The following is a 24,744-nucleotide window of genomic DNA, read 5'->3' on the forward strand; positions in this document are numbered from 1 at the left end:
CTAGATATCTAGCATTTCAGTGGGGTGTTTATCCATTTTTATTATGGGAGTTTTTCAACTTGCTATTAGAAGAAATAACTCCACAAAATATAGCAATAAAAATTGCGGCCCAGGTTCCCATAGACATAGAGATTCCTCCTAGTAATAAAATGAATTACTTCTATATTTTAACATTATTAAATGTTCTGTTGTTAAAAAATTGAGATATTACACAAATGAGATGTTATAAAACTAAACAAAATCCTTATTTAAATAGGGAAGCCCTAGAGTTAGGGGGTCTAGGGCTTCAGGTCTGAGTATATCTCACAAGGTATTATAAAGAGAAAAGAACGTATTGAAGATAACATATGAATGTTTCATAAATGTATCAAAAAAGTGAACAAATTTTTTATTTTATTAATTTGTAGGTTGATACAGTTCCCCAAACGAAAAGAACCAAGTAGAAAAGTCTTTGTAGTAGACCTGCAGGTAAGGGGAAAAGAAAAACAAGTGAGATAAGGATTATTATTACTATTAAGCTTAGTAAACAGAAATATGTCCATTTTCTAGCTTTTTTAAGATTCTTAGCAAAAATAAATAGTCCTGGAAATACTGTCAGCATACCTATCCAAACTAGAATAGAATGTCCAATTAGGTTTACATCTGCAGGAATTAATCCTGAAACTATAGTGGAGATTCCTATTATAAGTATAAAAAGTGTTGCTATTCTATTAATTCTTGTTTTTTCTAGATGTTGTGAAATATATAGTACTCCAATACAAAATGTTATTCCATTAATAACAAAGAGTAAATTCATCCAAAAATGATTAGGAGAGCATATTTCATACGGAGCTATTTCGTAGGTGAATTCTCCACAGGTTGTTACACCTAGATCACTCATTGCGTGACGCAAATAGTTATAAGGTGCTGTAGAAGTGAAAATAAAGAAAGGTTCAATTAAAAAGTATAGACAAGTTGCAATCCAGCTAAATAAGCCAATCCTGTTTGATATATACATTAGATTCCTCCCTTGAAAAAAATATATTTCCATTATAGGTGGTTACATTATTAAAAGTAAAAAAATTCAAGTTAAGAGTCGATAACCCTGTTTAATAATATAGGGTTTTCTAGACAAATGTGTTTAGCGGAAAGACGTAGAAAAAATGGATGGAGCAAAATTTAACAAAATCGTTAATTAAATAAAAAAAGTGGAGGGTAAATACATAAACATGAATAATAGTAATATACATAAATCAGGTTATATCATACTTATATATTTTATAATGACTCAATTTGTTGGAATTATAGGTGTACAATTGCTAGCGAAGACGGGCTGGTATGATATTCAGGGAAACCAACAGCAAGCAATCCAAAAACTTCTTGTGCATTGGGAATTAATTGGGTTTTCACTTATGCTGATAATCATTTTTCTTATATATAGTAAAGAATTAATAAATGATCCAAAGTTATCGATTAAATTATCAAGAAATTCATTCATATGGATTTTAGTTGGGATCATATTCGTATTTCTTGCACAGATGGTTGGTAGTGTGTTAGATAAGAGTGTATTTCAGCTAACTACGCAATCAGCAAATACGTCTAATACAGTCGCTGCTGCAGCAATATCTCCTGTTGCACTTGTTTCAATTGTTCTTCTTGCACCTTTAGTAGAAGAGTTTGTTTTTCGTTATGCGGCCATAAACATTTTAATTTCTAAGTTTAAGCAAACTTGGAGCATACTAATAAGCTCATTGTTCTTTTCTATCATGCATTTTGATTTTCCATTTATATTTGGATATTTTTTAATTGGAGTTATACTGGCTTTAGTATATGTGCGTACTAATAGGTTACTAGTATCATTTGTTGTACATGCAATTATGAATTTAATAGTTGTTATGTTTCAAGTTCTATGATGGAAAATATATTGGTAAGTGGTGTTATTTTCATTAACACCACTTATAGTTTTATAGCATAAAGTTTGTAATGAAATAGCCAAATTCATAACCTGTTCTTATTAATCCAGCTCCTAATATTATATAGAGAGAATATTTGATAAAAAGATTTTTGTTTAAGAATTCTTTTAGATTATTCATGCTGAATCCTCCATTTCAATTTTATTAATTAGATCGTGATGTGGCGATACCTCAAGTAAGCTTAAAATTATTGTATCGTTGTGTATACTTAAACTTTAATTTGCTTCATTAAAGCTCTAGCTGCTAAAAATAACATGAAGCTATTAAGAACTAAACCTCCTAAATTTACATAAAAGGAATTTGATTTTGTAAAATTGTATATACCAGCTACTACAAGACTAAAAAAAATAAATGAAGCTATTATAAGGGATACTGTTTTTTGCTTATTCGTGTATAAATACATTATTATCATCCTTTAAATTAGATATATGGATATAATTATACCATAGAGTAGTGTATTGGATCCTGCCAACAAAACGCGGATTTCGTACTTTATCAAGACCTAAATTCAAAGAAACCCAAAATATAAGAGTCCTAACATATTATATATGACTAAAATGTTAGGACTCTTATATTTTTTGTAATGAGTTTTGGACCTGAGTTTGCGTAATATTTTTATTTATTTGGATAGAAGTAAATAAAGCACCATAAACGGTCGTTTATGGTGCTTACTTGGTTACACTAATTCACTAAATATATCATCTTTTATTTATTATATATATTTCGAAAAAATTACCATTTACACAAAATCAGTATTAGTGTATTATTCGTCTAGTACACTAATACTGAGGAGGGAAGAAATGGAAAGTGAGTTTTCTCCTAATATCCCGATTTATATTCAGGTAATGGAATACATAAAAAAGGAAATTGTAACAGGTCGTTTAGCACCGGGTGATAAAATCCCAGCTGTACGTGAACTAGCCAGTGAATTACAAGTGAATCCAAATACGATTCAACGCACATTTCAAGAGCTAGAACGAGAAGGTCTTGCTGTGACACGAAGAGGAACAGGGAGATTTGTAACGAGTGAAGGAGAAAAGATTACTGAACTACGCAAAGGAATGGCAACAGAGTTGCTTGATAATTTTATAAATGGAATGGACAATTTAGGATTTACGAAAGAAGAAATTCTTCCAATCCTCCATTCTTCATTAGAAAAGAAAAGGAAGGAAAACGAATGACAGAGTTATTAAAAATTGAAAATCTGTGGAAAAGATATAACTTAAAAACAGTGCTTCAAGATTTAAGTGTAACAATTTCTGAAGGGAAAATTATTGGTCTTGTTGGTGATAATGGTAGCGGAAAAACGACATTATTAAAAATGATTGCTGGTTTGCGTTACCCTTCTAAAGGAACTATCACAATTGAAGGTCAGAAGGTAGGAGTAGAAACAAGGAAAACTGTTTCATTTATGCCTGATAGTCCTGTTTTTGACGAGTGGATGACAATAAAAGATGCTGTAGCTTTTTACCGTAATTTTTATCCTGATTTTGATTTAAACCAAGCAATGGAACTAATAACTGAATTTAAAATGCCATTAGAAGAGCATATAGTTGCTTTATCCAAAGGTGAAGTGGAAAAATTACAACTTATCTTAACTTTCTCAAGGAAAGCAAGGTTATATATATTAGATGAGCCATTGGGTGGAATTGATCTTGTTTCTAGAAAACATGTATTAGATTTAATTCTTAAATTTTACCGAGAAGATTGTACCATTCTCATTTCAACTCATTTAATAGAAGAAATCGAAAATATATTTGATGAGGTAATCTTTTTAAAAGAAGGAAATATTGTATTACATGAAAATGTAGAGGAAATCCGTTTTCATCAAGGGAAAGCAGTACATGAGTTGTTTAAGGAGGTTTTTGAGTAATGAATCCACTTTTTCTCTATTTATATAAGTGCAATAGAAAAAAAATAGCTGTCTTTTATTCTGGTTTTACTATTCTTTCTTTACTTCTTTTATTTAGTACGATAGGACTCTCAAGGGTACTACCTCCGTTTATAAAGGATTTAGTCTTAATCATATTCCTGATGATAATTGGTATAGCTGCATTTTTACTTCTTTTAATAGCGCTGCCTTCTTTCAATAAAATATTAAAAAATTCTATGGTTCGTTATACAGCCATCCCAACCCAAAAATATATATATGCGAATTTATTATTTTTCACAGTAATGTTTATTATTTTATTAGGTATAGGCTTAATTTTTTCATATTATTTTTCACAAAGTCTTGATGATGGAAAAGTAATTGGTTATGATCCCAGTCTTTATGGTGGGGAAATAACCGGAGAATTCCGACAAGAATATCACAAGTTGTATAGTTACGGAATCTTCCAACACATATTTGCTTTTCTTTTATGGGGAATCGATTTCATGAGTATCCTTATTTCTTGTTATTTTATCATGGCAATTATACGGCTGTTTCCAGTGAAGTCATGGATGAGTAAAATAATTTTATTCATCATTTTCGTTGCTATTTTTTCAACAATACAAACAATGGTAATGAATGTGTTAAGTAAATTAGAGAAATATGAAATTACTATTAAAAGCTCTGGGTTCATGGATAAGAATAATTTTTTTGATACATCATTTTATCCTATTGAAGATTTCACTATTTTGGGTCTATGTTTTAATTGCTTGTTAATAATTGTACTCGTAGCGATTACAGGTCGCATTATCAATAAGAAATTAGAGATATAAAAATTCACTTTACAAGTAAAAAATATTTTAGGAGGAAAACATGAGAACATCTAATCCAATGTTAAAAAAAGACAAATTTCATGAAGAGAAGACAAACGCTTCTACGATGACTATTGGTGGAACAATAGGAAAAACATTTATTATGCTTATCTTACTTCTTGCGGCATCTGTCTATTCATACTTACAAATGATGCAAGGTTCAATGAAAACATCAGTATTAATTGGAGTAGCAATAGTTAATATAGTAGTTGCATTTTTAGCTATATTTATCCCTCGTATATCACCAATTTGTGCACCGATTTATGCTGTGGTAAAAGGGATTGTACTAGGAAGTATTTCTGCATATTATACAATGCGTTTTGGAAATTCTATTCTTTTAACTGCTGTATTATTAACCATTTCGATTTTATTTGCAATGTTAGTATTATATGCTACTCGTATAATAAAAGTAACTGAAAAGTTCCGTACTGTTTTAACAGCTGCAACACTTGGCATTTTAATTATGTATTTGATTGTCTTCTTACTAAACACCTTTGTTTTGACTGTTCCTTACATTCACCAAGGTGGGACAATCAGTCTCATTATTAGTGCCGTTGTGATTGTCGTTGCTACATTAAATCTATTACTGGATTTTGATTCGATTGAAAATGGTGCACGTAGTGGGGCAGCAAAACATATGGAGTGGTATAGCGCAATAGGGCTCATGATGACATTAGTATGGTTATACCTTGAAATTCTCCGTTTTGTTTCTTACTTTATGAAAAACGAAGAATAAAAAAAATCCTGCACGTTTCAAACATGCAGGATTTTTTTTATCTAGTAGTGTCAATTTGAACACGAGAAAGTATCAAGATGCTTTACAATGGTTTCAACCATTGCATCTAAATTTTCAGTATCCCTTTTTTATAATATTCTTTCGACCACTACAAATACTTTAACATTAAAGAACTGATTCCTTCTTAGCGTACGAAATTTGCGTTTTATTGGTGTTATCCCTTATATTTTTGAGCGTATTTCTTTGAGTTTTGTTAACACTAAATAGAGTTCCCTAAATGATCGTTTTTAGAATTTGATAATCGAGTATATTTTATTGAAAAATTACAGTTGACCATAAAACCAATATCCGATATATTGGTTTTATGAAAAAAGATATTATTAAACCCATTAAACGTATGTCATTTAGAGATGAAGTATATCTAACTTTGAAAAAAGCGATCGTTACATTAGAGCTGCAACCGGAGCAACGTTTAAATGATAAAGAGTTAGCAGAAGAATTTGGAATTAGCCGTACTCCAGTTAGAGAGGCGTTGAAGCGTCTTGAGGATGAGGGACTTGTTGAATCTATTCCTGGTTCAGTTACTCGTGTTGCACCATTAAATATTGAGGAGGCGAAACACGCATTTACTGTGGTAGCAGTTTTACACTCGTTAGCTGCTCGTTTAGCAGTACCATTATTAAAAGAGTCGGATATTCAAGAATTAGAGTTCAGTAATAAGGCTTTACTATTATCTATTGAGAAAAAAGATATTATAAAAGCAATTGAAGCTGACGAGTTATTCCACAATGTTTTTTTAGATGTGGCAGAAAATCCAGAAATCATTCGTGCGTTAGAACGAAGTATATCTAAGATTCAGCGTCTCGAAATTTCTCAGTTCACTTCTATAAATGGTCTAAAGTCAGTAGAACAACATCAGCAAATTATAGAGGCGTGCAAAAATAAAGATAAAGAAACAACAGCGCACCTTGTAGAACAAAATTGGTTAAGTCTTGAGAAATTAATGACTTATGAGGCAGATTGAGGTGAGAAATTTGCGCCCTATTTTTTTAGGTATATGTGCTGCTTTCTTTTTTGCTTTCACATTTATATTAAATCGAGCAATGGAATTATCAGGTGGTAGCTGGATATGGAGTGCTTCATTAAGGTTTATTTTCATGCTTCCATTTCTTTTACTTCTTGTTATAAGTCGAAAGAAATTAAAAGTATTATTACAAGTTATGAGAGAGGATTTAAGTGCATGGTTTTTATGGAGTTTTGTAGGTTTTGGTCTATTTTATGCTCCATTATGTTTTGCCGCTGCACATGCACCAGGATGGATTATTGCGGGGACATGGCAAGTTACTATTATATCAGGATCTTTGTTAGCTCCTCTTTTTATCCAAACCTCTCAAACACCAGATGGAATTATTAAGAAAAGAGGAAAAATTCCAATGAAGGGTATGGGTATGTCATTGATTATTCTTCTTGGTATCTTCCTTATGCAAATGGAACAAGCAAAATCGCTTGCTGTAAAAGACATTATGTTAGGTATTATCCCTGTTATTGTAGCTTCTTTTGCTTATCCACTCGGGAATCGTAAGATGATGGAGGTTTGTGGAGATCGTCTAGATGCTTATCAACGGGTCCTTGGAATGACATTAGCTAGCTTACCATTTTGGTTTTTACTATCCTTGTACGGTCTTTTTACAGCAGGAATACCTAGTAAGGAGCAAACTATGCAATCTATTTTAGTTGCTATTTGCTCTGGTGTAATTGCAACTATCTTGTTTTTTAAAGCTACTGATATGGTTAAAGGAGATATGCAGAAACTTGCAACTGTTGAAGCAACACAATCTATGGAGGTGCTTTTTGCTGTTATCGGAGAACTAATCTTATTACATTCTTCATTCCCCTCTATTTTATCTTGGTGTGGCATGTTTGTAATAATGCTAGGAATGATAGCACACAGTTACGTTTCCCATAAAGGTGAAACAGTGCATAACACAAATATTAGCGCTTAATTGCTATTTTAAAATGTACAGTATGAACCCTTTTCTAGTTAGTGAAATTAATTTTATTATTATAAGTTTTATGTCAGAAATTGATTAAGTAAAAGAATATGAACAAAAGCCGATGCCCTTAATATTTAGGGGAATCGGTTTTTTCTTTATAAAAATTTGGCTTAGCTTACGCTAAGGAATTATTAGGAGTCTTTTCTTGATATAAGCGGTTCTATAGTAATATGATATCGATTAATAAAATATATTATACAAATAATTTGTTATATTTCAATGTATCCTAGCTTATATATTAGGAAGGCAAACAAGTAATGCAGATACTTTGGGGCTTCAAATCCAAGTATACAAGACAATGTTGTGCTCATTATGGTAGCTAATGGGACACCCGTAATTTCTTTGGAGAAGGTAAATGTATCTATATTGAACTACTCACCACTTAACGTCCTTACGGACTTTTTAAAGTGGGAGATTCCTGCGAACACCGATGTATCCACCGGTTATCTTAGCAGGCTCTGCCCGTAGTCCCTATGGTGAAAACATAAGTATCTTGTACGTTGATTCACCACACTTCCTACTTTAGCTTGATTTTCGCAACTTCGGCAAGCGTGGGGCGATAGAACGTTGAAGATTTTACGGTTGCAACGTTTTTCTGCAACCAACCTCATATCTTCAGTTTTCAAAGAGCAATCTGTACAAGTATATGGTAGTAAACATGTTGGCTTATGACAACCGACATTCATCTCCCACCTAAAATTGGTGTTTTACACCTTCACATTTTTGAGGAAGGAGTCTTCTGTCGGAAAACGATAAAAAATTAAAAGGACACGAAATAGAGAACAGGCCCTTCTACAAAAGTGCATAAGAGGAAAACAATGATTACTAATAAAGTATCAATGAAGTCGATTAATTTCTAGGTGCTAGGTATTGAGAAATATATGTTAGAAATACTGTTAGCATAGCGTTTGTAAAAATAATAATGAAAGAAATACTCTTAACTTATGGACGGATATTTTTTGGTAAGTAAAAAAGAGCGCTATTGAACAACGCTCTTTCTCGGAGTGTGTAGAGTTGACCGAATAAAGTAGGTGTATGTGTGTATTATCATCCCGCCCAGTATAGACTATGAAATTTTTTAAAAAAGGTTACGAAAAATACAAAAACACTTATAAAAGTATTTTTGAACTTATTGCAACTACAATCAGCAGTAGCGAAAACATAATAAAAGTGGAGGATGGAATTAAGAATATGAGTAGTGGTATTAGATATAAATCGGGTTTCGTCATTTTGATTTATTTTGTTATGACACAATTTGTAGGGATAATAGGTGTACAATTGTTAGCGAAGACAGGTTGGTATGATATTCAGGGAAACCAACAGCAAGCAATCCAACAACTTCTTGTGCATTGGGAACTAATTGGATTTTCACTTACATTAATAATCATTTTTCTTATATATAGTAAAGAACTAATGAACGATCCCAAGTTATCGATTAAATTATCAAGAAATTCATTTGTATAGATTTTAGTTGGGATCATAGTAGTATTTCTTGCGCAGATGGTTGGTAGTGTGTTAGATAAGAGTGTATTTCAGTTAACTACGCAATCAGCAAATGCGTCTAGTACAGTCGCTGCTGCAGCAATATCTCCTGTTGCACTTGTTTCAATTGTTCTTCTTGCACCTTTAGTAGAAGAGTTTGTTTTTCGTTATGCGGCCATAAACATTTTAATTTCTAAGTTTAAGCAAACTTGGAGCATACTAATAAGCTCATTGTTCTTTTCTATCATGCATTTTGATTTTCCATTTATATTTGGATATTTTTTAATTGGGTTTGTGCTTGCTGTAGTATATGTGCGTACTAATAGGTTACTAGTATCATTTGTTGTTCATGCTAGTATGAACTTAATTATTGTTATACTCCAGCTTTCTTGATGAAAATGCAGTGGATTCGCGCAACTTACTAGAGATTTAGATTTTTTGTTTAAGAATTTCAAAATTATGGTAAGATTAATAAGACTACATTTGAAAATGTGGGTTCAAGTTGCTGTATTGACTGAATTGCACAAAAAAACCAATTCCATTACACGGGAATTGGTTTTTTTGGTTTTGTTAGCATAATGTTTGACGGCCTAAACAAATATTTATGAATATATACGTGTAAGTACAAAAGATCAAAATGAACAACGTCAATTACATAAGATGATGGAACGAGGAATGGAAGCTCGACGCATTTTTGCCGATAAAGCAAGTGGACGACATTTTGATCGCCCTCAATATCAATTATTAAGAAAGATATTAAGTACAGGTGACATTGTATATATAGATGCCTTAGATCGTATGGGCCGCAATTATGATGAGGTAATTTCAGAATGGAAGTATATAACAAGAGAATTACAAGCCGATATCGTAGTTTTAGAAAATGAAACCCTGTTTGATAGTCGGAAATTTCGTGAGATGGGCGATATGGGCCGATTAATGGAAGATCAATTTTTATTTTTGCTTTCCTATGTTGCAGAACAAGAGCGGAAAAAAATCCATCAGCGACAAGCAGAAGGGATTGCTGTAGCTAAATCTCAAGGAAAGCACTTAGGACGTTCTCAACTTAACTTTTCAACATTAAGCACAAAGCAACTATTTATAATAGAAGAAACTTACCCAAAGTGGAAAAATTGAGAAATAACAGGAGTTAAGTTTATGGAGCTATTAGAACTGAAGAAAAATACTTTTTATAAAATAGTGAAAGAATATGAAGAAAACTAAGTAGTAACTAACTTATAACGAATTAGATCCGGAAATTTCTTAGAGCAGAAAAATCGGCTTCTTTTATGACGAAATTTACTTAGCGTATATTTTCGTTAAAATGTGGGTGGTACCCCATGCACATCAATGTAAGGAATGTAAACACCCCAAAAACAAAAAATGAGCTGACTTCTCAAAATAACTAACTGTAGAGAAAGAGAATTTCCATTTAGAGGGTACTTTTATGCTAGAAAAAAGGCTTATAAAGTTGAGTAGCTCAAAAATTAAATTAGGATAATCCGTAAGTATATGCTAGACCTGGTTTACCATTTGATTTACTGTGTTCATGTCCTTTACGAGAGGGGGTTCTTTGTTTCACAGAAAAAAGAAAAGCAGACTCCCATAAAAGAGCCTGCCTTCCCTGCTTTGTAAAATTAAGAAGCTTTACGTACGTTTGAAGCTTGAGGTCCACGTTGACCTTGCTCCAAATCAAAAGTCACTGCTTGACCTTCTTCTAAAGTTTTGTAACCTTCGCCTTGAATCGCTGAGAAATGAACGAATACATCGTCTCCACCTTCACGTTCGATGAATCCGAAGCCTTTTTCGCCATTAAACCATTTTACATTACCTTTTTCCATTTGTATTGCCTCCTAGTGTGTAAACACACACAATGTAATACTATCCTTGCTCTCAGTGATCATAAAGGTGAAAAGTTACAAATCCTTTACACCGAACAAAAATAATTCATTTCAATAATAACATTTTTTGTAATAAATGTCAAGGTAAAGAAAAGACATTTAGCTCGCTATTTCTTTATAATAATCATTGACGTATATGGTGTGTGTAGCAATGGAACAAAATCACGCAACAAACACTAGCGGACATTCATTTTAAGGGTTATTTCGTATATTAGTGTACATAAAATAGTTATTTTATGTACACTAATGCTTGTTACTTTATCCTGTTCCATTGCTATACATACCCCTGTTAGAAAATGAAACTTTATTCGATAGCCGTAAGTTTCGTGAGATGGGTGACATGGGTCGGTTGATTGAAAATCAATTTTTATCTTTGCTTTCCTATGTTTGTAGATCAAGAGCGTAAAAAAATCCATCAGCGACGAGCAGAAGGGATTGGTGTAGTAGCTAATTTAGGACGTCCTCAGGTGAACCTTTCAACCTTAAGCAAACAACAAATGCATATGATAGAAGAGACTTATTCTAAATGGAAAAGTGGCGTAATAACAGCTACTATGTTTATGCAAATGTTAGAGATAAAGAAAAACACGTTTCATACAAATAATGACGGAATATGAGGAAATAAAGTAGGATCTCTCTTATTAGAAATCCTACTTTTTCTGTGGTTGTAAGAATCTTGATGTTTTTGTATCAGGATAGTATTGTGTATATCAAAAAAAATAAAAGACAACTCCAATTAAGAGTTGTCTTTTTGTGTAATAAAATCCCCAAAATATGAAAATATACAAACGAATATAATACGTTATGGTTGATATTATAACAAAACCGAAGAGTATTGAAAATAAAAAGAATGTTGTAATGATTTTTTAAGGTTTTAGTTAAAAAATCCTCGAAAGGAAACCTTTTATAAAGGTTTCCTTTAAATATGATTATTGTATTTCGAGGGGTTCCTTATAAATCTTAGCTATATATTTTACAAAATCAATGATGGGATAGTGTATGAGTGAACGGTGCTGCGTAAAACGAACCCCTTCTTTTTCCATTTTTGAAATGAGTTGTTCAACTTCCAACTCTTTCTGTTTTATTCTATTATAATTTTGATATACAATGTTTTTCCATTGATAGGAAGAGCCGTGAAAATAACTCTCTCCTTTTACCCTGTGACTAAATATAATTTCTATTTTTTCTCTACGTTGTTTTTCCTTCATATGCGCTTCCGTTGACTGCATGTTTATCGCCTCTTCCCTTTTTTGTTGTATAACAAAATTTGGTCTAACTCACCATACATAGCCAATGTACATTGTTCTAGTTGGGATTTGTCGTTTAAGGCTATCTCATCCACTGTATTTGGTTTTCAAGTGCTTAATCTAATATATTGGATTTACATCTAAATAAGTTGTTAGTGTGTATAAAACACTATCTATCTTTATTATAAAACGATTCTTTATAAGCATGCACCTTTTTACACTCACGAAGATTTATAACATAACGAGTATCTTCATCCATGAATGTTATTCTGTATTTACTGAGGTTAGTTCCTTTACTTAGGCTAACTAACATATTGTATGCCTCAGTATCTATTTTATAAAAAAAGAAAATAGATGTAACGGTCCCCCTTTTAATAAAAAAAACTATAAAAATATAGCGCTCTTAAAAAGTTTTGTTACAAATTTATTATGTTTGACTTAAAAAAAGGAACGTAATATTTATTTGTAGAAAATTTTAAGAGTAAAAATAGAATGACTATCTGTGATAAGAAATGGGGGGACTTTTATGCTAACAAATGATTTAGATTTCCGATTAGAACCACGTTTAAAAGAACTGTATGAACAACATAAAATAAGAGCGCAGAAGATAGACTGGGGTTATCATGAGTTTTTACCATGGAATAAGGGAATGGACTTTAAAAGAGTTCCTTGGGATGAGAGTCAAGTTACTCTTCCTTCTGGTGTAATTACAGCCATTGAAACAGCGCTATTAACAGAAGTGAATTTACCTTGGTTTACAACGTATTTATCTGCGACTTTTAAAGGGTCCCTTTCTGTTATTACAGACTTTATTCATACTTGGACCTCAGAAGAGGATCAACATTCGAATTTATTGGAGACATATTTACTACTCACTCGAAGTGTGAACCCTAAACGTATACATGAATTAAGAAAGTCAGTCGTTGAGGGTGGATTTGAGCCTGATTTTCATACACCAATCGAAGCCATGACGTATACGACGCTACAAGAACTTGCAACGATGGTGTTTTACAATAATGTTGCTAAAGTTGCAAGTAAGCATGATTCAGATCTCGCTACATTATTACGCCGTCTTGCAAAAGATGAAACACTTCATTATGCTTTTTATCGAGATGTTATTCGAACACATTTAGAATTGGAACCAAATTATTGCTACCATATTGCCAATGTGATTAGGAATTTTAAAATGCCAGGTGCCGTCATGCCTGATTTTGAAAATAGAATGGCTGTGATTGCAAAAGAAGCAAACTATGGGCCGCTACAATATTTTGATCAAGTACTTGATGTAGTGGTTGAGTATTGGGGGTTAAAAGCCTTACGACCAATTGCCCCTCTTGCAGAAAAAGCAAGAATTGAGATTTTGGAGTACCACACAAGATTGAAAAAAATAAGGGATCGATTTGGTCGTTTTCAAGGAAAAAACTGATCTACGTTAATGAGTAGAGGTTTCAGAATATGCGAGAGAAAATTCCCCTTCCCTTTATGGGAAATCTGACACACTCCCTATGTTTTTTGTGCTATTTTTATTTTATTTGATTTTTAAAGAAAAAGTAATTGACATAAAAAATAATTTTATGATATTATAAAATATTTGATAAAAAAACAAATGTGTGTTAAGGTTAAGAAAGTTACCATATATGGAGGTGGATTATATGTTTCAAATTGGCGATAACATTGTTTATCCAATGCACGGAGCAGGTATAATTGAAGCCATAGAAGAAAAAGAATTCTCAGGAAAAAAACAACAGTATTTTGTCATAAAAATGTCGATCAGTAATATGCAAGTCATGATTCCTACGGGTAAAATATTGAATTCGAATATACGCCCAGTTACTGATATACTTGCATTAAAGCACATTATACACATTTTTCACCATGAAGAATCCTGTAAATTACTGACGTGGAAACAAAGGCATAAAGTGAACACGGACAAAATAAAAACTGGTGAAATACAAGAAGGTGCTGAAGTTGTACGGGATTTAATGCGTATGAAGAAAGAAAAAGCACTCAATACAAGCGAAAAAAAATTATTGGATGATGCATATAGATTTTTGGTCAGTGAACTAGAATTAATTAAAGGAATCACTGAAAATCAAATAAAAAGTTTCTGTTAAGGTTCATTATAAATAATGTATTATATCCTCTGAAAACATTCTAAATCTTTCGGGAATATGATGAGTATTAAAAGCAAATCATTTCAAAGACATTCAATTTCTTCAACTCACTTTTAGAGTAGGAACCTCTTTTGTTATTACTTCAATCTAATCCATTTTTATTTTTAAATTTCTTTTACAAACGTTCGAAGTTTCATTAAATAACTCGATCAAATAGTCACTTGATTTTTGCAATCCTGATTCACACTGGCACGGACAAGGAGCCGTAAGGATGAAAGAGAGGTAGGGCTTTCATTGTTTTAGGTATATATATCTAAGTCATTATTTCTAGAAGAAAAAACAATCAATCTCACCGCAATCTTTAAGTGTTTCTTGCATCTACTGAGACAGTGAATAAGATTTGTTTCTCTTCTTTACGTAAAATTGATAAACGAACTAGAACACCATATGGTTAACTACAAAAAATGGTTTCCTGGCCAGGAAACCATTTTAAATTCCATTTACATTACAATAGTAAATTAAGCAATAAGAAGGAGCATACACATGAAAAAAATGTTAACAAAAGAATTAAGTAATGAATTAAAGAAGCGGGATGGAATCATTTCCATTACTGTTGAGCCTTACGAAAAAATCGAAGTTGGTGGAATTCGTGTAGATGGACCAGCTGTTATTCTAATTAATCAAGAATAGCTAAAAATAGTTGCATGCAAGAGGAAAGGATCTGCCTTTAAGAGGAAGGAGGGTCCTTTTTGTTTGCTACAAATTTTATTTAATGTGTTGGGCTTAAAAGGAAGGAGAGGGTCGGGATTATCATGGTGGAAAGCTTAATATTGATAGGATTTCTTTTTACGTTATATAAGTTAGTTGAAAAAAAAAGAAACTAATTCATATAACGATATATTGTTTCCTTTTTAAGGGCAAGACTTATTTGAAAGTGATATGGATAATTTAAAGGAGGAATTTAGATGGATGCAAGGAAAGAACGCATTAAATGCGAAAAAATGTCAAAGTATTATAATCGTATTTATTCAGTTTCGTTTATCCTATTAATTATACTTGTTTGTAGTAGTGTGATAATCATAGGAGCTACAGGAGGAAAATATGGAGTGTTTTTATTGTTAGCAATTTTACTTAATGCACGTATTACGAAAGAATCTCAAAAAAAGTATGAGCACTATTCTAATAAAGGGTGTATTTAAATTCATACATATCTAAAAGGAACTACCTAGATGTACAATCAAAATATTCATATATCATCACCTATTAACTAGTAAAAGTAACTTCATTTAAATAATTTTTAGCAAGTCAGAAATAGAAACAGTACCTTATTAAAATGTTATTTCCTTTCCTATAATGAATTATCCTTCTAGCATATTTATAAGATTTATATCATATATTAGGAGAAAGAATGCAAGTTAGAAGGGAGTCTTATAGAATGATTTATTCAGAAGGAAATGACTTGAGTGAACAACATATGGTAAGTACCTCCAATCCCTACGTATATCAGACATTACAATCCGTGATTGGTAAACATGTGGTTATTGAAACTGTAAGAGGTAATGTAAGAGGTTAGTTAAAGGATGTGAAACCAGATCATTTGCTCATTGAAGATACGGTACCGTATATTGTACGAATTCAACAAATTGTATGGATTATGCCAAAACAATAATCAAATTACATGTAATTTGATTTATAACAGATTAGCGTCATAGACCACCAAATAAAAACACAGGGTTTTATCTCTGTGTTTCTTCAAATTTTCTTTTTTGGATATATGCTTGAGCATGGATAATTTCTTTCTGAAGTTCTTTTAATTCTTCCGTAGATCCTGATTCAATCTTCATGTACGTAGTAACTAGACTAATCATCATATCCATCTTTTCTACTATATTTTGAATGACCTGTTCAGATTGCTCTTTTTGAGGGTGGTGTATTGCTATTAATACATTTTCTATATAATTGTTCTTTCTTTGCTGGATATCATAAATAAACTGTTTTGTGTTTGAGTTCATTTGCCATTCCTCCATTTTGGATATACTTCTATCCTATCATATTTGAATGGAAAATATTAGATTATCCTGAATATACACCTGTCCCTAACATCTCCTCAAATATACAAACTAATTCCTTAACGTAAAGGAAGATAAGCAAAACATTTCAATTTTGTGCCTGAAAGTACAATTTTCTTTTTTTGATATGGTGCCCCCTAGTAGATGAGTTAATTAAAGGTAGGAAAATTAAATACTACAAACCTGAAGGGAAACAACGTGGAGAATGGATTTTAATGATAGAAGCCATGGATTTACTATTCCCTAAGAGGAAAGAAAGTGCGGACACGTAACTACTTTTGTGTGTGCGGCTACGAAGAACACTGGGACATTCACGGTGCCCGCAACATTTTGGCAAAAGAACTGTACGGAAAGATGTGTCATATCCCGGAAGAAACGAAGAGAAAGTATTTGTGGATTGCGTAAGCAAAAAGTAGTAGACGGTGTGTTCCCACCCTTCTGCATGTGCAGAAGTTGCTTAGTCAAATGAAGAAAAGGAGTCCCTGCATAGGTGCAGAGAGGAGATGGAAAATCCGCTTCTCATGGGACCTTGTCTTTGTTGATGCTAAGAAATCCCCACTTCAAGCGGAAGCGAGTAAGTGGGGGAGGTTCATAGTGAATTATTTTTGTACATAAATCACTTAATCTCTAAAATCATTGCTAGATCGATTGCATAATTCGTGCGAGTTCTTTTTCTAAAGCAGCGGGCTCGTTTGCATAATTGTAAATCCCTAAAAACTTCTCTATAGCCTCTGGATGGGAACTGATTAGCTTGTTGACAGCATCCTGTTGTTCAGATATGCGTTCATTCTTCGAAATTTGGCATCCCATGTGAAACCGAACCATAAACTCATCTTCTATTGCCTTTTGATATTCTTCAGACATTTGATTTGATTGATCGGATTGTCCCTTATATTTTGATAGAATATTGGATAATATACGTGCTCCACATATAGCATCATGGATACCCTGCGCCATGCCAGGATCTTTAAAACAAACTGCATCTCCAACCAACGCCCATCCTTTTCCCATTCCTTTATACCAGTAATTATCATATCCGAGAATGCCTTTGACCGGTTCTACTAGTTCTGCATTTTTCAAGCGCGCCCCAATTGTTGTATTCGGAAAGTTATCTGTAAAGAAATTGCGTAGACAGCTTTCCGGATTTAATTTCAACCGTTCTATCAATTCCTTATTTTCTAATGGGAAAATGCCGACAATTACATATAAATCATCATTCGTCGGAAAGAGAATGGCTGTGTTATCTTTTATCTTGTATACTTCAAATTTAGGGACATTATCGTGGCGAAATCCAGAGAAATACCCGAAATAGATGCCGACTGTTGCCGGAATACTTATTTTGAGTTCACTTTTTACCAGTTTGCGAATAATAGAGGATCGGCCGTCTGCCCCGACTACCAGGCGAGCTAAAAATTCTTGTTTCTCGTTGTCGCCGTCTAAACCTTTCACGCCTATCACTGTTTCGTCATCACGGATGACATCCGTCACACGAAATTCTTCTAAAACAGTTACATTCATTTGGGATTTGGCTTGTTCAAGTAGAATATGATCGAGATAAGTTCTTCTAATACAATAACAACTTTCCTCTCCGTAAACCTCAGGGATGAGACCTTCTATCACGGTATCCTCAAATTGAAATTTAATATCCCGTACCGGCGGTGCTTTTGTTTCCAATAACTTGTCCAGGACACCGGTTTCTCGAAGAAGAGCGACAGTATTATTGAAAAAGGTATGGGTTGATAATGTGTCCCTTGGAAAATTCGCTCGGTCCACTAACAACACATGGAAACCTGCCTTAGCAAGATAAATTGCCAGGGTAGAGCCGGCACATCTAGCACCGGTAATGATGACATCATACGTCTTATTCATCGTATCACTCCATTTTCAAGTATAATTATTAACTTGCTTATCCATTAGCAGAGTTCTAAAGTTAATGCCCCTACGAGTTAAAGTAATGGGGAAAATTGATAAGAATGCACTACATACATAAAGTATGGAAGCTAAAACGAAATAAGTACAGAAAATTCTCACCTGCTATACAATTAAAAAGAATTTGTGGTAAAAATCGGAATGATAATTTAAGTATTAAATAAAGGTCCGTTTACTTGTCTCGTGAAGAGTTAATAGATGTATATTCACAAAAATGGTTGTTAAAACATCGACTCCAAACTCCTTGTATAAAGTTTTGGAAATCAAGTCCATTTGCTATGTTAAATGCGCTATAATTTTGGGGTAGTCGTCCTTATCATATGTTGAATGAATTATATCCAAATCGTTTTAAAGAGTGGGAATTAAAAAAAACGCCTACAGGATTCTGGACAAAAGAGAAGGGACTCGAAGCATTACGTTGGACAATTGAAGAAAAAGAAAAATTAACAAAAGTTGATTTATTACAAATATATAGTAAAAGATGGTTAAGGGAACAAGGATTATCTACACCTTTACAAAGGTTTTGGAGAGGAAATATAAATTTAATGTAGCAAGATTTATATAAGGTTCCGTTACCCAAATGACATAAATCCTATACTAGGGGTCACTGTACATGCCCATCAACTTGAGATTATAAACAAACTGAACTTTCGTTTAGCTGGATTAAAACATTCTTAAAAATGCGCATACCAAATAAGCCCTAACGGGTTTCACTTTTTTAATTATGCAATTTTCATTTGTTTTCTCAATCCATTATACTCATAGACAACTCCCATAATATCAAATACAGTCTTCTTCTCATATCTGTGAGATTTTCGTCCATTCTTTTGTAGAAGATGAAACAGGCGGATTAAAGTCTTTGTTATTTCTTGGGTGTTTTGCTGTGTGGCTTGATAAAGAATGTATAGATGGTCTTGAATCATTCCAATGGCTTTATATTCGCTTAATTCTCTTTTCTTCTTTTGTAAAATTAATTGTCGCATCTTAAACATAGTAGAAGAACATAGAAAAATAGCGATAAGTTTTCCGTAAATGTGGCATTCTAATCGCTCTCGTTTGATATTGTGCCAATCATGGATTTGAAATAAGGATTTCCAAGTTTTAAAGATAATTTCAATCTGCCAGCGAAGGGAATAAAAATCATGTATTTGTTCCATCGGAACCCATTCCAAAGGTGTATTGGTAACATAAATGTTCATACCAGCTAATCGTTTGCTTTTCTCTGAGTGCGTAATACCCTTTTTATTTTCCGTATACACTTGTTTTTTCTTACGTTCTCGAAGTTGTTTTTCAGTTAAACGATATATAATAACTCGTGTAAATAGTTTTTTATCCTTTCCAATATAAGCATCTGTTATTTCATAGACCTGTCCTGGTTTTAAGGTATTCATAATGTGTTCTAAATCAACTTTGATGTACTGAGACTGTTTTTTTACTGTCCCATTTCGAAAGTATTCAGGAAACTCATTTTTGATATATACCATATTATTTAGTTTAGGCCGCGATATATAATACACGCCACGTTGGTCTATTTGATCTAAATCGTCCAGTGAATAATAGCCTAAATCCCGAATACATAGATCGCCAGGTCGTAAGGTCGCTAAACATTCTGTTCCAAAGGTCTTATCATTATTCTTCGCCGGTCCAACTTGAAAATTTAAAAACTGTCCGCTATGTAAATCATATTCTAATTGAATCTTTATACCCGCTGTTTGTGCACAACCCCCTGACCCAGGATACACACTAGTTAAATGTTTTGGCACTTGAAAAATCGTTGCATCTAAAATACGAATCCGTTGAAAATAGGTAATTGAAGAGCTTGGAATCACTGATGTTTCACAAATTCTATTTTTTAATAATATGGAGAAAATATGTTTTAAAAAGAAAACAGCCTTCTTATTGAAACGTTTATTTAGTCCTTCTGGACTCATAAGAGTTCCTGTAACAGCATGAAGTTGACTACATACACAATCGCACTAAAGAATCACGCGCTACCCGTTGACTTATCCAGACACAGATAGTAGCTAAATCAAGACCTGAAAACTTACGCTTTCGTTGTACAAAGTCTAGTTCTCTAGCAAGCTTCTCTAAAAATGAAGGACTAAGATGTTGATATAATTCTTCAGCAAATAATTGTAGTTCACTTTGAATCGGGAGATTCATAAAAAACGTCATCCTTTCTAATCTAGCTTGTTTAGAAAGAATAACGTTTTTTATACCTTAGGATAGTGAAAACTTCGAGTTTTTCTTACAAATATCGTGAATTCATTTCAAATTAGCGCATTTTTCTGTTAATTAAAAGGGATAAACATGGATATATATATGCCAATATCAGGGGGAATTGTAAAGAAAACTGAAAAAATGGAGGCAATTATGAAAACTTTCATATATATGGTGAGACACGGGGATTCACCGAAATTTGGAAAAGAAGAGACAAGAGGATTAACTGAAAAAGGAAAATTAGATGTTCAACGAATAACAGATGCATTACAAGGTGAGGAAATCGACGTTGTTATCTCGAGTCCATACAAACGCTCAATTCTAACTGTTCAGCAGTTAGCGAAGCAAATAGGACAAGAAGTTATAGTATTTGAGGACTTAAAAGAGAGAATTTTTATTGCTGAAGAGGAACGAATGTCGGATAAAGAATTATTCCCTTTGATAGAAAAGTCATTCATAGATCCCAACTTCGCTTTAATGGGAGGAGAGTCGAATGTCGACTGTCAGAAACGTGCTATAAAAGTTTTAAAAGAATTATTAAACACCTATCGAGGACAGAAAGTAGTATTAGGCACTCATGGAGCTGTAATGACTTTGATGATGGGATATTATGAAAGTAAGTATGATTTTAATTTTTTATTACAGACATCAAAACCAGATATATATAGAATGGAATTCAATGGGCAGGAATTGGTGGAAGTTAAAAGATTGTGGGAAATTTCATAGATTGACTTTATTCATCCATAGCTTACCTAAATGACGTGTATCATAAGAAAAAGGGTTACTACGGTAACCCTTTTTCTTATGACATTGACGGGGATTGAGTTTAACAATATAAAAATTCGGTTTCTTAGCGTACAAAACTCACGTTTTGTTCTTGCTATCCCGAGGTGAAATGGGAGGGAATGTTTTTGGGCAGGATATTTTTAAAGTTATTTTTTAAATCAATCCTATTTGTTTTCTTATGTGGTATTGTTGTTTTTTCTATATTTCAGATTATTTTTGTCTGGAGTGTTTCGACAGGATTAGGAAGAGATGATATAGTCGGGTTTTCTGATAATAAATATGTAATCGGTCGTCCACCTGTTAGCTATAATTTATATAAAAAAGATAGTGGGGAAACTATATTAGATAATGTTATTGGTTATAAAAAAGGAAAAACTAAAAGCTATATTCGGAATGAAATTGAGTTTGTAGTGATAAATGAGACAAAGGGTAGCTATGAATTGTATGAAATAGAAAAGGCTTCAGAAAAGGATATAGAACGGCTGAAAGAAATGAAGAAATTAGAATAAAAGAGACTATCTGAAAGATAAAAATGTCCACTAGTTATTGTTAGATCTAAAAAATGTTTTAGACTGATAACTGGGATTTATTTTATGAAAAGAATTATTATTAAAATAAAGCATTAGGGGTTCAGTCCCATGCTCTCAAGCTAATATTTTGAAGTGTCCTCAAAACGAAAATTTTTTTCGTTTTGAGGAACTATCAACTTAAGAATTTTATAACACCCCAAAACAAAAAAATTGTACATTTTCACATGAAGATGTCAATTTTCTCGTTTTGGAGGTATTTGTATTTCTTAGCTTGATAGCGATGTGGTGCTATCCCAATATGAATAATCGGGGGAAATTACTTGCATCATGCAAGTAATTTGAAATATAATACGTATTGTACAAAATTCAAATTGTTTACTTGTTAATTTGTAAGAAGGGAAGGATGAAATGGGCAAAAAAGAGAAAGATAGCATTGAGATTATTGAGCATGAAATCGTCACGCTTATGCGTAGAGCTGATTTTAAGCGAACTTTGGATGGACATAAAGACAGCTTGGATCGTTCTGGTTATTTAATATTAAAGCTTTTGGCCGCTGAGGGTCCGCTTTCAATAAGAGTGATCGCGGAGATTTTCCATTTAAATATGTCTACTGTAAGCCGACAGGTACGAACACTGGAATCAGGCGGACTAGTAAATCGAAAGCCTGAGAAATCTGATGCAAGAGTTAGTATCATCAGTATGACTGATGATGGAAAAAATAAATTAGAATCATCGAGTAAGTACAGATGCGAAAGTTATATGGAAGTATTGGCAGATTGGTCGGAGGATGAAAAAAATATTTTCGCAAGCTTATTAACTCGTTTAAATCGAGCCATTGAAAAAAGAAGAAAATTACAATAGTGATTAAACAGGGGGGCTAAATATGACATCATCATTAAATATTAACTTCGATAAAACAGCTCTAGTATTAATTGATTTACAAAAAGGAATTGTAGCTATGCCTGGAGGTGATGAAGTAGTAGAAAAATCAGTAAAGCTTGTTGAACGTTTTCGCAAAAAAGGTGGATTTATCGCTTTTGTTAAGGTTGATTTTCACGATGGAAAAGATTCGCTAAAACCTGTAATAGATAACCAAACAAGTGGTAGTACGATGGAAAAGCCTAAAGACTGGGCAGTGTTGGATTCAAGATTAAATGTCATGGACAATGATTATGTGGTGACGAAGCGTCAGTGGGGAGCATTTTTTGGAACAGATTTAGATATTCAGCTTAGACGACGTGAGATAGATACCATTGTACTTTGTGGTATCGCAACAAATATCGGTGTGGAAAGTACGGCACGTGAGGCCTTTCAATATGGATACAATCAAATCCTTATTACAGATGCAATGACAACCTTTAGTCCGGAAGAGCATGATATGTCGGTGCGATATATTTTTCCTAGGATAGGTCAGCTTCGTACAACAGAGCAATTTTTAGAACAGGTGAATAAATGAAAAATTGGCAAAACAAGCGGGGCTTATTTTTAACTGCTATAGCAACTGGTACGATGCTAAACCCGTTGAATTCTTCTATGATATCACTTGCTCTCCATAGTATACAAAAAGATTTCCAGCTTTCTTTTACGACTGTTTCATGGCTTATTTCTTCCTTTTACTTAGCCAGTGCAATCGGGCAGCCAGTTACCGGAAAGCTAGGAGACCTTATCGGAAGAAAACGAATGTTTCTAATTGGTTTGGTCTTAGTAGCTGTGTCAGCATTTGGTGCACCATTAGCTCCTACTTTTTCAATATTATTGATTATGCGACTAATTCAATCAGTTGGAAGTAGTGCAGTTTATCCATCAGGTATTGGTCTAGTTCGAACGCATATTCAAGAAAAACAAGCATCTGCTCTGGCTGTTCTTTCAATCTTCTCATCTGCAATGGCTGCACTTGGACCGACAGTCGGTGGTTTTTTAATCGTTTGGGGAGGCTGGCCATCCATCTTCTTAGTGAATTTTCCATTTATTTTCCTAAGCCTCGTACTTGGATGGTATGTCTTACCGAAGGATTCTAAAGAAAATAAAATGAAGCTGAAAGCACTGATTAAACAAATGGATATTATGGGAATCCTGCTGTTTGCTGTAGGAATGATATTATTGTTATGGTTTTTATTGTCTTTTAAAACCACCCCTCATTATGTATCAGGCATTTTCGGAGTGTTATTTCTCGGTGCTTTTGTATGGAGAGAACTGAAAGCGAGTACACCGTTTATTGATATACGACTTTTTAAATCACATCCTACTTTAACATGGGTGTATTTGCAATTTATCCTGCTTAATTTATTTAACTATTGCTTGTTCTTTGGCTTGCCAACCTATTTTCAGGATGAAATGGACTTTAGTATAAAAGAAAGCGGACTACTTATGCTATTTATGTCAGGTATCAGCATTGTTTTTTCTCCGATTTCAGCTAAATGGGTGGAGAAATCTGGAACAAGACAGCCGATTGTATTTGGATCCTTTCTTATGCTAATTGGAGCTGTTTTGTTAACGATTTTCTTTATTCACGTTCCGCTAATTATTATGTGTCTAATTCTTATGCTAATTGGTATTAGCTATGGAATTGGAAATGTCGCCTTACAGGTAGCCATGCTTGATGCATCTCCAGCTAATATAGTTGGAACGTCATCCGGACTTTTTCAAACATGCCGTTACCTTGGCTCTATATTATCTTCTGTCGTTCTTGGATTAGTTTTTGGGGAAGAAATTACCCCAGGACATTTTGAAATCCTTGGTTCAGTCATGATTGCTGTAAGTATCATAAGTGTCCTCATGAATATGAAATTCTCAAAAGCGGCTTCACTTAAAGAGTAGACCTATAAAGGTCACTCAGCTTGTAGAGAAAGATACACTTTTCTCTTCACAAGCTTTTTTATTTAGTCTTATTTCTTTTTTTCACGATTAGAATTTCTTAATAAAAAATTGAATAAAACAGATCGCTTTCCCTTATCCTAGCCTCGCTAGGTGGGTTGCGATCTATTT

The 24,744-nt window shown here is 33.2% G+C and carries 25 protein-coding genes and 5 pseudogenes; 22 read left to right on the plus strand and 8 right to left on the minus strand.

The annotated features are described in order from the left end of the window. Nucleotides 1-388: 388 nt before the first annotated feature. Nucleotides 389-997, minus strand: a complete 609-nt coding sequence (locus DN407_RS27575) for a DUF998 domain-containing protein (protein WP_149216821.1) — start codon at nucleotides 995-997, stop codon at nucleotides 389-391. 211 nt (nucleotides 998-1,208) lie between these two features. On the opposite strand from DN407_RS27575, the gene DN407_RS27580 reads away from it, so the two are divergent. Continuing rightward, entirely contained in the window at nucleotides 1,209-1,892 is a 684-nt protein-coding gene (locus DN407_RS27580; RefSeq protein WP_149216822.1) for a CPBP family intramembrane glutamic endopeptidase, read from the plus strand. 51 nt (nucleotides 1,893-1,943) lie between these two features. On the opposite strand, the gene DN407_RS32325 is transcribed toward DN407_RS27580, so the two are convergent. Together DN407_RS32325 and DN407_RS32330 are read right to left on the minus strand one after the other, a co-directional pair. After that, a complete protein-coding gene (locus tag DN407_RS32325) occupies nucleotides 1,944-2,072 on the minus strand; it encodes a hypothetical protein (RefSeq protein WP_002164303.1) in 129 nt (42 codons plus the stop codon). 88 nt (nucleotides 2,073-2,160) lie between these two features. Continuing rightward, nucleotides 2,161-2,355 (minus strand): hypothetical protein, encoded by a 195-nt coding sequence (locus DN407_RS32330; RefSeq protein WP_149216823.1) that lies wholly within the window; start codon nucleotides 2,353-2,355, stop codon nucleotides 2,161-2,163. Nucleotides 2,356-2,752: 397 nt separating this feature from the next. Between DN407_RS32330 and DN407_RS27590 the strand changes: the two genes are divergently transcribed. The 8 genes and pseudogenes from DN407_RS27590 to DN407_RS27630 all read left to right on the plus strand — a co-directional run bounded on the left by DN407_RS27590 (nucleotide 2,753) and on the right by DN407_RS27630 (nucleotide 10,187). Next, a complete protein-coding gene (locus tag DN407_RS27590; RefSeq protein ID WP_149216824.1) occupies nucleotides 2,753-3,133 on the plus strand; it encodes a GntR family transcriptional regulator in 381 nt (126 codons plus the stop codon). Continuing rightward, entirely contained in the window at nucleotides 3,130-3,825 is a 696-nt protein-coding gene (locus DN407_RS27595) for an ABC transporter ATP-binding protein (protein WP_149216825.1), read from the plus strand. The genes DN407_RS27590 and DN407_RS27595 overlap by 4 nt, the downstream gene beginning before the upstream one ends. Then, nucleotides 3,825-4,655 (plus strand): ABC transporter permease, encoded by an 831-nt coding sequence (locus DN407_RS27600; RefSeq protein ID WP_149216826.1) that lies wholly within the window; start codon nucleotides 3,825-3,827, stop codon nucleotides 4,653-4,655. Before DN407_RS27595 ends, DN407_RS27600 begins: the two co-directional genes overlap by 1 nt. A 40-nt stretch (nucleotides 4,656-4,695) precedes the next feature. Beyond that, nucleotides 4,696-5,430, plus strand: a complete 735-nt coding sequence (locus DN407_RS27605) for a Bax inhibitor-1/YccA family protein (RefSeq protein ID WP_149216827.1) — start codon at nucleotides 4,696-4,698, stop codon at nucleotides 5,428-5,430. A 364-nt stretch (nucleotides 5,431-5,794) separates the two neighbouring features. Next, a complete protein-coding gene (locus tag DN407_RS27610; protein ID WP_149216828.1) occupies nucleotides 5,795-6,454 on the plus strand; it encodes a GntR family transcriptional regulator in 660 nt (219 codons plus the stop codon). Continuing rightward, entirely contained in the window at nucleotides 6,441-7,433 is a 993-nt protein-coding gene (locus DN407_RS27615) for a DMT family transporter (protein WP_149216829.1), read from the plus strand. Before DN407_RS27610 ends, DN407_RS27615 begins: the two co-directional genes overlap by 14 nt. Before the next feature lie 1,242 nt (nucleotides 7,434-8,675). Then, a pseudogene (locus DN407_RS27625) lies at nucleotides 8,676-9,359 on the plus strand (CPBP family intramembrane glutamic endopeptidase). Between the two features lie 207 nt (nucleotides 9,360-9,566). Continuing rightward, nucleotides 9,567-10,187: pseudogene (locus DN407_RS27630) on the plus strand (recombinase family protein). A gap of 413 nt (nucleotides 10,188-10,600) precedes the next feature. On the opposite strand, the gene DN407_RS27635 reads toward DN407_RS27630, so the two are convergent. After that, nucleotides 10,601-10,804 carry a cold-shock protein gene (locus tag DN407_RS27635; protein WP_000410775.1) on the minus strand — a complete coding sequence of 68 codons (204 nt, stop codon included), beginning with the start codon at nucleotides 10,802-10,804 and terminating at the stop codon, nucleotides 10,601-10,603. 340 nt (nucleotides 10,805-11,144) lie between these two features. On the opposite strand from DN407_RS27635, the pseudogene DN407_RS32335 reads away from it, so the two are divergent. Further along, a pseudogene (locus DN407_RS32335) lies at nucleotides 11,145-11,494 on the plus strand (recombinase family protein); the annotation flags it as partial. 299 nt (nucleotides 11,495-11,793) lie between these two features. On the opposite strand, the gene DN407_RS27645 reads toward DN407_RS32335, so the two are convergent. Continuing rightward, nucleotides 11,794-12,093 (minus strand): hypothetical protein, encoded by a 300-nt coding sequence (locus DN407_RS27645; RefSeq protein ID WP_149216831.1) that lies wholly within the window; start codon nucleotides 12,091-12,093, stop codon nucleotides 11,794-11,796. A 544-nt stretch (nucleotides 12,094-12,637) separates the two neighbouring features. Between DN407_RS27645 and DN407_RS27650 the strand changes: the two genes are divergently transcribed. The 5 genes and pseudogenes from DN407_RS27650 to DN407_RS27670 all read left to right on the plus strand — a co-directional run bounded on the left by DN407_RS27650 (nucleotide 12,638) and on the right by DN407_RS27670 (nucleotide 15,894). Continuing rightward, a complete protein-coding gene (locus DN407_RS27650; RefSeq protein WP_149216832.1) occupies nucleotides 12,638-13,537 on the plus strand; it encodes an acyl-ACP desaturase in 900 nt (299 codons plus the stop codon). A 226-nt stretch (nucleotides 13,538-13,763) separates the two neighbouring features. Next, entirely contained in the window at nucleotides 13,764-14,225 is a 462-nt protein-coding gene (locus tag DN407_RS27655; protein ID WP_179955838.1) for a CarD family transcriptional regulator, read from the plus strand. Between the two features lie 543 nt (nucleotides 14,226-14,768). Further along, nucleotides 14,769-14,915 carry a BC1881 family protein gene (locus DN407_RS27660; RefSeq protein ID WP_149216834.1) on the plus strand — a complete coding sequence of 49 codons (147 nt, stop codon included), beginning with the start codon at nucleotides 14,769-14,771 and terminating at the stop codon, nucleotides 14,913-14,915. A 275-nt stretch (nucleotides 14,916-15,190) separates the two neighbouring features. After that, complete coding sequence (locus DN407_RS27665; RefSeq protein ID WP_149216835.1) at nucleotides 15,191-15,424, plus strand: hypothetical protein; 234 nt, start codon at nucleotides 15,191-15,193, stop codon at nucleotides 15,422-15,424. A 236-nt stretch (nucleotides 15,425-15,660) separates the two neighbouring features. Next, nucleotides 15,661-15,894 (plus strand): annotated as a pseudogene (locus DN407_RS27670) (YuzF family protein). 67 nt (nucleotides 15,895-15,961) lie between these two features. On the opposite strand, the gene DN407_RS27675 reads toward DN407_RS27670, so the two are convergent. Further along, nucleotides 15,962-16,237 (minus strand): hypothetical protein, encoded by a 276-nt coding sequence (locus tag DN407_RS27675; protein ID WP_149216836.1) that lies wholly within the window; start codon nucleotides 16,235-16,237, stop codon nucleotides 15,962-15,964. A gap of 179 nt (nucleotides 16,238-16,416) precedes the next feature. Between DN407_RS27675 and DN407_RS31790 the strand changes: the two genes are divergently transcribed. Then, entirely contained in the window at nucleotides 16,417-16,566 is a 150-nt protein-coding gene (locus DN407_RS31790; RefSeq protein WP_179955839.1) for a helix-turn-helix domain-containing protein, read from the plus strand. A gap of 367 nt (nucleotides 16,567-16,933) precedes the next feature. On the opposite strand, the gene DN407_RS27680 is transcribed toward DN407_RS31790, so the two are convergent. Next, a complete protein-coding gene (locus DN407_RS27680; RefSeq protein WP_098353543.1) occupies nucleotides 16,934-18,163 on the minus strand; it encodes an NAD(P)/FAD-dependent oxidoreductase in 1,230 nt (409 codons plus the stop codon). A gap of 380 nt (nucleotides 18,164-18,543) precedes the next feature. Between DN407_RS27680 and DN407_RS32800 the strand changes: the two genes are divergently transcribed. Further along, nucleotides 18,544-18,774: a hypothetical protein gene (locus tag DN407_RS32800; RefSeq protein ID WP_179955840.1), complete on the plus strand. Its 231-nt coding sequence runs from the start codon at nucleotides 18,544-18,546 to the stop codon at nucleotides 18,772-18,774. Nucleotides 18,775-18,945: 171 nt separating this feature from the next. Here the strand turns inward: DN407_RS32800 and DN407_RS27690 are convergent. Beyond that, nucleotides 18,946-20,386: pseudogene (locus DN407_RS27690) on the minus strand (IS4 family transposase). A 210-nt stretch (nucleotides 20,387-20,596) separates the two neighbouring features. Here DN407_RS27690 and DN407_RS27695 point away from each other — a divergent pair. The 5 genes from DN407_RS27695 to DN407_RS27715 all read left to right on the plus strand — a co-directional run bounded on the left by DN407_RS27695 (nucleotide 20,597) and on the right by DN407_RS27715 (nucleotide 24,576). Then, nucleotides 20,597-21,169 (plus strand): histidine phosphatase family protein, encoded by a 573-nt coding sequence (locus tag DN407_RS27695; protein WP_149216837.1) that lies wholly within the window; start codon nucleotides 20,597-20,599, stop codon nucleotides 21,167-21,169. Between the two features lie 185 nt (nucleotides 21,170-21,354). Further along, nucleotides 21,355-21,738 (plus strand): hypothetical protein, encoded by a 384-nt coding sequence (locus DN407_RS27700; RefSeq protein ID WP_149216838.1) that lies wholly within the window; start codon nucleotides 21,355-21,357, stop codon nucleotides 21,736-21,738. 429 nt (nucleotides 21,739-22,167) lie between these two features. After that, complete coding sequence (locus DN407_RS27705; protein ID WP_000516603.1) at nucleotides 22,168-22,620, plus strand: MarR family winged helix-turn-helix transcriptional regulator; 453 nt, start codon at nucleotides 22,168-22,170, stop codon at nucleotides 22,618-22,620. Between the two features lie 22 nt (nucleotides 22,621-22,642). Continuing rightward, nucleotides 22,643-23,215 (plus strand): isochorismatase family protein, encoded by a 573-nt coding sequence (locus tag DN407_RS27710; protein WP_086388346.1) that lies wholly within the window; start codon nucleotides 22,643-22,645, stop codon nucleotides 23,213-23,215. Then, entirely contained in the window at nucleotides 23,212-24,576 is a 1,365-nt protein-coding gene (locus DN407_RS27715) for an MFS transporter (RefSeq protein ID WP_149216839.1), read from the plus strand. The genes DN407_RS27710 and DN407_RS27715 overlap by 4 nt, the downstream gene beginning before the upstream one ends. The last annotated feature ends 168 nt before the right edge of the window (nucleotides 24,577-24,744 follow it).

This window comes from Bacillus sp. JAS24-2, assembly GCF_008274905.1.
GTDB classification, from domain to species: Bacteria; Bacillota; Bacilli; order Bacillales; family Bacillaceae_G; genus Bacillus_A; species Bacillus_A cereus.

What these genes read in the sequence shown, in the direction of transcription:
- DN407_RS27575 (WP_149216821.1), bottom strand. Translation starts at nt 997, where the DNA reads ATGTATATATCAAACAGGATTGGCTTATTTAGCTGGATTGCAACTTGT.
- DN407_RS27580 (WP_149216822.1), top strand. Translation starts at nt 1,209, where the DNA reads ATGAATAATAGTAATATACATAAATCAGGTTATATCATACTTATATAT.
- DN407_RS32325 (WP_002164303.1), bottom strand. Translation starts at nt 2,072, where the DNA reads ATGAATAATCTAAAAGAATTCTTAAACAAAAATCTTTTTATCAAATAT.
- DN407_RS32330 (WP_149216823.1), bottom strand. Translation starts at nt 2,355, where the DNA reads ATGTATTTATACACGAATAAGCAAAAAACAGTATCCCTTATAATAGCT.
- DN407_RS27590 (WP_149216824.1), top strand. Translation starts at nt 2,753, where the DNA reads ATGGAAAGTGAGTTTTCTCCTAATATCCCGATTTATATTCAGGTAATG.
- DN407_RS27595 (WP_149216825.1), top strand. Translation starts at nt 3,130, where the DNA reads ATGACAGAGTTATTAAAAATTGAAAATCTGTGGAAAAGATATAACTTA.
- DN407_RS27600 (WP_149216826.1), top strand. Translation starts at nt 3,825, where the DNA reads ATGAATCCACTTTTTCTCTATTTATATAAGTGCAATAGAAAAAAAATA.
- DN407_RS27605 (WP_149216827.1), top strand. Translation starts at nt 4,696, where the DNA reads ATGAGAACATCTAATCCAATGTTAAAAAAAGACAAATTTCATGAAGAG.
- DN407_RS27610 (WP_149216828.1), top strand. Translation starts at nt 5,795, where the DNA reads ATGAAAAAAGATATTATTAAACCCATTAAACGTATGTCATTTAGAGAT.
- DN407_RS27615 (WP_149216829.1), top strand. Translation starts at nt 6,441, where the DNA reads ATGAGGCAGATTGAGGTGAGAAATTTGCGCCCTATTTTTTTAGGTATA.
- DN407_RS27635 (WP_000410775.1), bottom strand. Translation starts at nt 10,804, where the DNA reads ATGGAAAAAGGTAATGTAAAATGGTTTAATGGCGAAAAAGGCTTCGGA.
- DN407_RS27645 (WP_149216831.1), bottom strand. Translation starts at nt 12,093, where the DNA reads ATGCAGTCAACGGAAGCGCATATGAAGGAAAAACAACGTAGAGAAAAA.
- DN407_RS27650 (WP_149216832.1), top strand. Translation starts at nt 12,638, where the DNA reads ATGCTAACAAATGATTTAGATTTCCGATTAGAACCACGTTTAAAAGAA.
- DN407_RS27655 (WP_179955838.1), top strand. Translation starts at nt 13,764, where the DNA reads ATGTTTCAAATTGGCGATAACATTGTTTATCCAATGCACGGAGCAGGT.
- DN407_RS27660 (WP_149216834.1), top strand. Translation starts at nt 14,769, where the DNA reads ATGAAAAAAATGTTAACAAAAGAATTAAGTAATGAATTAAAGAAGCGG.
- DN407_RS27665 (WP_149216835.1), top strand. Translation starts at nt 15,191, where the DNA reads ATGGATGCAAGGAAAGAACGCATTAAATGCGAAAAAATGTCAAAGTAT.
- DN407_RS27675 (WP_149216836.1), bottom strand. Translation starts at nt 16,237, where the DNA reads ATGAACTCAAACACAAAACAGTTTATTTATGATATCCAGCAAAGAAAG.
- DN407_RS27680 (WP_098353543.1), bottom strand. Translation starts at nt 18,163, where the DNA reads ATGAATAAGACGTATGATGTCATCATTACCGGTGCTAGATGTGCCGGC.
- DN407_RS32800 (WP_179955840.1), top strand. Translation starts at nt 18,544, where the DNA reads ATGTTGAATGAATTATATCCAAATCGTTTTAAAGAGTGGGAATTAAAA.
- DN407_RS27695 (WP_149216837.1), top strand. Translation starts at nt 20,597, where the DNA reads ATGAAAACTTTCATATATATGGTGAGACACGGGGATTCACCGAAATTT.
- DN407_RS27705 (WP_000516603.1), top strand. Translation starts at nt 22,168, where the DNA reads ATGGGCAAAAAAGAGAAAGATAGCATTGAGATTATTGAGCATGAAATC.
- DN407_RS27710 (WP_086388346.1), top strand. Translation starts at nt 22,643, where the DNA reads ATGACATCATCATTAAATATTAACTTCGATAAAACAGCTCTAGTATTA.
- DN407_RS27715 (WP_149216839.1), top strand. Translation starts at nt 23,212, where the DNA reads ATGAAAAATTGGCAAAACAAGCGGGGCTTATTTTTAACTGCTATAGCA.